General features: G+C 43.9%; 7 protein-coding genes. 1 reads left to right on the top strand and 6 read right to left on the bottom strand.

The window, feature by feature from the left end; translation table 11 throughout:
* Nucleotides 1-95: 95 nt before the first annotated feature.
* Entirely contained in the window at nt 96-959 is an 864-nt protein-coding gene (locus tag V7K21_RS14495; protein WP_335175317.1) for a TauD/TfdA dioxygenase family protein, read from the top strand.
* A 121-nt stretch (nt 960-1080) separates the two neighbouring features.
* Here V7K21_RS14495 and V7K21_RS14490 read toward each other — a convergent pair whose 3' ends face one another.
* The 6 genes from V7K21_RS14490 to V7K21_RS14465 all read right to left on the bottom strand — a co-directional run bounded on the left by V7K21_RS14490 (nt 1081) and on the right by V7K21_RS14465 (nt 4551).
* Entirely contained in the window at nt 1081-1806 is a 726-nt protein-coding gene (locus V7K21_RS14490; RefSeq protein ID WP_335175315.1) for an SCP2 sterol-binding domain-containing protein, read from the bottom strand.
* A 164-nt stretch (nt 1807-1970) separates the two neighbouring features.
* The gene (locus V7K21_RS14485; protein ID WP_335175314.1) at nt 1971-2210 is read right to left on the bottom strand and encodes a 4Fe-4S binding protein; all 240 of its coding nucleotides are present in this window, start codon (nt 2208-2210) and stop codon (nt 1971-1973) included.
* An 18-nt stretch (nt 2211-2228) separates the two neighbouring features.
* Nucleotides 2229-2651, bottom strand: coding sequence for a hypothetical protein (locus V7K21_RS14480; RefSeq protein ID WP_335175312.1), 423 nt, complete (start codon nt 2649-2651; stop codon nt 2229-2231).
* A gap of 131 nt (nt 2652-2782) precedes the next feature.
* On the bottom strand, nt 2783-3205 hold the full coding sequence (locus V7K21_RS14475; protein WP_292746615.1) for an ester cyclase: 423 nt from the start codon (nt 3203-3205) through the stop codon (nt 2783-2785).
* Between the two features lie 133 nt (nt 3206-3338).
* Nucleotides 3339-3809, bottom strand: a complete 471-nt coding sequence (locus V7K21_RS14470; RefSeq protein WP_335175309.1) for a methyltransferase family protein — start codon at nt 3807-3809, stop codon at nt 3339-3341.
* Between the two features lie 103 nt (nt 3810-3912).
* Nucleotides 3913-4551, bottom strand: a complete 639-nt coding sequence (locus tag V7K21_RS14465; protein WP_335175307.1) for a glutathione S-transferase family protein — start codon at nt 4549-4551, stop codon at nt 3913-3915.
* Nucleotides 4552-4840 lie beyond the last annotated feature (289 nt).

The raw sequence follows: 4840 nt of genomic DNA, 5'->3' as shown, positions 1-4840 counted from the left end.
TCAAGCAATGGCTGAAGTTGTAAATTATATTACCGAGGATGATACTTTCGGTTGGTTCAATCACTGTGGTCTATTTACCTGAAAACTGCTGTAAGATGAATAAATTGTTGACCGTACAGCAGCATTCAAGACTGGGCAAGGAAGTTTTACGAGATTGTAATCTTGCATCTATAACAGACCAACAAGTTGAGGAATTGAAGCAATCTCTCTGGGAACACGGGGTTATTGTTGTCAGAAAGCAAAAACTGACGGCATCCCAGTTGAAAGACTTTGCCATCCAGACGTTTGGTGACTCAACCCTCGGTCGTCGCCCCAAGCCTCTAGATCCCGAAATCGCTCCAGACTTACAGAGTCCTGGAGTCTCCATTTTAGGTAATCCCAAGGGGCTTTCTGATGAGGTGGTCGGCAAAGTTGCTTGGCAATGGCATCACGATAAAGACCATCTCCCTAAAACACAGGGACTGGATATGAATGCCCTCTATGTTGTGATGCTTTATGGGGTGTCCATCCCGGACGAAGGAACGGATGGACACCCCCACACCACTCTCTTTCTCGACATGGTGGAAGCCTACCACAATCTCGCTCACCAACATCAGCAGCAATTAAAACTACTGTCGATGTATCACCTGTCACCTATCTCCCCACAGCCAGGGGTAGAGATTCCTCGGAAATTACATCCAATTGTCTCAATTCACAAAGTAACTGGGCGCTATTGTTTATATTTGGGTTCTGACACTTCGATTCTCAAAGGTCTAGAAAACGAACCAGAAGCTGCTAAACAGTATTGGCAGGAATTGTTTCGGGAGATTCTTGACTGTACACCAGTTTATGCCCATATTTGGCAACCTGGAGATATTGTGTTTTGGGATAACTCCCAAGTTATGCATACAGGTATACCCTACAATCCAAACAAATATAAGCGGATTGCTCTCCGTGTTGGTGTTATGGCCAATAGCTGAAGTTGGAGACAATTGCGGAGTTTGGCTGGGTCAACAAAAGAATGCTAGCCCTCAATTAGTTCCGGTATTGTGTCCCCTTGCGGGGTAATTAGTTAGGCATTTCTAGAATTTAATGAATATTTCAGGCAGGAAAACATTTACCAAATGCCTGAAGTAGCTTAAGAGAACCACTAACCCGAATTTTACACCGAAGCAGTGCCCAAATTAGGTTTTGTTCCTTGCCAAGAAAACCCAGCCAAGTTTTGCTATCTGCGGTGACAGAAATATCTGCTTTCCCAAGATGTCCTTCTTGAACTCGTACCATTTTATTTTGAATCGTCACTGTTGCACGACGAGACTCAGAGCCAGTGAATGTGAAATGGTAAATTGCACTCAATCCCTCCGACTGATTGCGTTGGAATAACAATGGTAATCCAAAGAGAAATCCTTGAATCGATTGAGGACGAATGCCACTGCTCACAAGCTTCACCGTTTTATTGGGAAAATGTTTGGCAACATAGTTTTCGGCATCCGATCCCGGCACCACATAGATGGTTTCGGTTTTGTCCTGCAATGGCTTGACCACATCTTTAATAAATGCTTTGCGATCGCTCAAGAATGGGGCAATTACATCCTCTCCCGCCGGACATGCCGCAATACAGTAGGCTGCTTTGTAGTTCGGCTTGAAAGACAAGCTTTGCCACATTGAGGCTGATTCAGAAGCACTGACTTTTTTTCGATAATCACTAGCACTTTTGCTGTCAGCGATCGTCTCTGTCCAATCTGTGAATCCGCCCATGAACTCGCGGTAATTATCAGTAAACCACAAACTTTTAAAAACCAACGTAAAAATAATGGTTTCAGCCATTGAGAATCTGGAGTATTCACCATTGGTTTTAGAGGGATCTTAGAGCGATCGCTTAAAGGTAACTTGAGGTATGGTCTGAAATGCTCAACAAAACGTTGTTTTGTGATCTCGCTGGATTTAGCTGAAATGTTTGCTTGGGTTTTGCTTCTAAAAAACTTTTTGGTTTACTGATTATGAGTGTAACAAGCTGAAAAGCTAAAACTACCATCAGCCCCGATTGCGCCTACAGGACAAGCCGCAACACACAATTTACACTCAATGCAGGGATTGTAATCGATCGGGTGGGCGTACTCCGTTACTTCTGTATCGATTAAAACTGTACCGAGGGCAATGAAATTACCAAACTTAGGATGAATCACATTTCGATGAATTCCTATGTGTCCTAATCCTGCTTCAACAGCCACAGGTTTATGAGATATAACCTAGGCTTTTTTGTCTGGATAACGATCCATTTCCATTGGGAATGCCACTGATGGATTCAAGGCTCGGACACCAATCTGCGCGAATGCTTTGACGAGGTTTCGAGCTACTTCATCTGCATGGTCGTAATTGGCATGAAATTCCAGATTAGCAATTGATCGTGCTGGAGTGCGAACGTTTTCCCGATTCATGCAGCAAACAAAGCTAATCAATGTTTTGGTGGGTGGAAATACTGCCAGAATTTCGGCATGTTGGTTTGCGATCGCGGGTCGATAAATTTCTACAAATCCTACATCATCAGCACCCGCATCCAGACAAAGTGTTCGGAGTGAATCAGAATTCAAAGCGACTGTATTTGTTTTTGGGTTGTTTGTAGGCTGCTCACGCCACCATCTCACGGTAGGATGGTTATCAAATTTAGCCATAGAAGCCTCTAGTGTTGATAATTATAAATCTGTATAGATTTTGGATTTGGCTAACTCATAGTTTTTATATCAAGCAGTAGCAATTGCAGTGTTTGATATTTTTGTTGTCCAAAAAGCCGCATTACTACAGTTCAAGATTGAAGTTGCTGCATCAGACCTGCCGCATCAGAAACAGACCAATGCTCGGCGATCTTGCCATCTTGAACACGATCAATTCGGATCACTGATGTTGAGATGGTTTTGCCTGTTGGTGGAATGCCGTAGAATGCGCCACTGTGTCTGCCTTTGCTTACGATATATGTAACAACCCGATTCCCTTCCGCAACCTGCTGCATGATTTCAATCTCGATGTCGGGGAAAGCAGAGAAAAAATCATCAAAAAACGAATCGTGATAAACCCTAAGCGCGTCAAGTCCTCGATTTTCTGATCCTGGCATTGCGTGATTGATACAATCTTCTGTCCAAAAGTCTTTCAAAGCAGCAAGGTTTCGACCTTTCCAAACTACTTGAATAAAGTTTTGGATAATCTGCTTGTTTTTATTGATGTCGCTCATCTGCTTTTCTCCATAGAGTAATTTTCAATTGGTTTTAATAGGTACTTTATAAGAAGGGGAAGGGGGAAAGGTAAAAACCTTGCCCGCAAGTGGCGCGACAATCATCATCCCTTTCCCTTTTACATGAACCCTTTTATACCCAGCGACGCACTCGTGCCTTGTAGCGTAAGTATTCATCGCCAAATTTACGCTCTAAGTAACTCTCTTCGCGCTGAACAACCCCAATTTGCACAATCACTAAAAGGGGCAATAATAGTACCAATGCCCAGAACGCACTCAATAGCAACACGATGCCGATGTAAAGCAGCGTTAGAGACAAATAAATTGGGTTGCGGCTTAACCTAAAAACTCCGTCCGAAACGATCGCTGTTGTCGGACGTGAAGGGTTAACCTCTGTCTGTGCGCGATTCATCGTCCGAAAAGCTGAAGTTCCTATCAAACCCGCGCAAATAATCGCTAATACTCCCAAAACTAGTGCCACCGATCGCGATAAAAAGTCGATTGGAAACATGAAACTAAGTACTAATCCGATTAATAATATTCCAGCATAGAGTGCTGGCGGAAAAGCAATTACTCCAGGATTATCCGATATGCCCTCTTCCATGATCACCTACCTTTTTGTAATGATTTTGCTAATAATGCTATGAGAGGAAAGATGATGGATTTGTCCAGGATCTTTGTTCCATCTGCCTTCTGCACGCAGACTCCTAAGCTTTTGGTATCGCAGCCAGTTGTTCGGCAATCACTTTGGCGTTAATTTCATCGGTCTTGGCTGCCTGCCAATAGGCATTAAGCTTTTGATACTTGCTGATGAGATCCGAGTGGTCATAGACCGATACCATTAAACTGACTATATTGAGTATGGGAACGAGGGCACAGTCAGCGATTGACGGTCGATCACCCACTGCCCAGACATCATCACTCAGGTAATGATCGATATATGACAAGCCCTGATCCAGAACTTCAAATTGACTTTTAACCACGTCCTCATTGCGATTGGCTGGATCTCGCATACCTCTTAAAGCAAAGATGGATGGTCGAATATGAAAATCTGGGAGGCGCAAGAACAAACGAACACGGGCTAAATCCTCAACATCAGTCGGTCGCAAAGATGGTGTTGGGAAGACATCTTCTAGATATTCAAGGATCGTTGCTGATTCTGGGAGTGCAAAACCAGAGTCCAATAACAGAGTCGGCACCTGTCCCATAGGGTTCAGAGCTAAATAGGCATCACTTTTAATGCCGCCTTCTGGCGGTGGGACAATTTCAATGTTTAGACCTTTGCGATAGATGGACAATCGCACGCGGGCGGCAAAGGGTGAAATAGGAACACTATAAAGTTTCATCTGCCTCACTTTCGATGATTGGGTTAATGGAGCTTGGAAATGCAATCGTTTGAATCGTGAAATTGCGCTTCGAGATCGGCAATTCGTCGTTCGAGACTTTCGATGCGATCACTCAGAATGGAATGGCACGTTTGTAAAGGGAAAATCGTTGAGGCAGCAGGGGTGCAGTGTTTCGACTACGCGGTAATCGAGCGACCTGACTTTTCCCGTTAAGTCTCTTTTGCAAGCTGCCAACCCTCACAGAGATCGTGTAATTTTAACCAACCTCGCCACAGTACCTGGATACCAA

It is taken from the genome of Nostoc sp. (genome assembly GCF_036919595.1).
Taxonomy (GTDB): Bacteria; Cyanobacteriota; Cyanobacteriia; order Cyanobacteriales; family Nostocaceae; genus Nostoc.
The sequence above is the reverse complement of the archived record's forward strand: the minus strand, read 5'-3'. Positions and strand labels throughout refer to the sequence as shown.

What these genes read in the sequence shown, in the direction of transcription:
- V7K21_RS14495 (WP_335175317.1), top strand. Translation starts at nt 96, where the DNA reads ATGAATAAATTGTTGACCGTACAGCAGCATTCAAGACTGGGCAAGGAA.
- V7K21_RS14490 (WP_335175315.1), bottom strand. Translation starts at nt 1,806, where the DNA reads ATGGCTGAAACCATTATTTTTACGTTGGTTTTTAAAAGTTTGTGGTTT.
- V7K21_RS14480 (WP_335175312.1), bottom strand. Translation starts at nt 2,651, where the DNA reads ATGGCTAAATTTGATAACCATCCTACCGTGAGATGGTGGCGTGAGCAG.
- V7K21_RS14475 (WP_292746615.1), bottom strand. Translation starts at nt 3,205, where the DNA reads ATGAGCGACATCAATAAAAACAAGCAGATTATCCAAAACTTTATTCAA.
- V7K21_RS14470 (WP_335175309.1), bottom strand. Translation starts at nt 3,809, where the DNA reads ATGGAAGAGGGCATATCGGATAATCCTGGAGTAATTGCTTTTCCGCCA.
- V7K21_RS14465 (WP_335175307.1), bottom strand. Translation starts at nt 4,551, where the DNA reads ATGAAACTTTATAGTGTTCCTATTTCACCCTTTGCCGCCCGCGTGCGA.